This window comes from Streptomyces sp. AC512_CC834 (genome assembly GCF_019049325.1).
GTDB lineage: Bacteria > Actinomycetota > Actinomycetes > Streptomycetales > Streptomycetaceae > Streptomyces.
In genome coordinates, this window is the sequence record NZ_JAGMUO010000051.1 from 1 (window position 1) to 304 (window position 304).

General features: G+C 73.7%; 1 protein-coding gene. It reads right to left on the reverse strand.

What is annotated here, in order from left to right:
* Positions 1-304 (reverse strand): KR domain-containing protein (locus KUM40_RS41435; RefSeq protein ID WP_254395323.1); only part of this gene is annotated, 304 nt, incomplete at both ends.

Sequence of the window (304 nt, forward strand, 5' to 3'; positions counted from 1 at the left end):
CCTCCAACTCCGCCACCAACCCCGCCGCACCCGGAGCACCCGCCCCACGCCGACTCGTCAGCACCACATCCCGCACCCCACGCGCCACCACCAGATGCCGGGCCACCACCGCACCCAGACCACCCGTCCCACCCGTCACCAACACCGCACCACCCGACAACGAAGCGGTGGTACCGATGCCGTCGGCGTCAGCGTCGGCGGTGTCAGTGGTGGGCGGGAGGGCGCGGACCAGACGCGGGACGAACACCCGACCGTCCCGCACCGCGAGCTCCGCCTCCCCCGAAGCCACCGCACCCGCCACCAC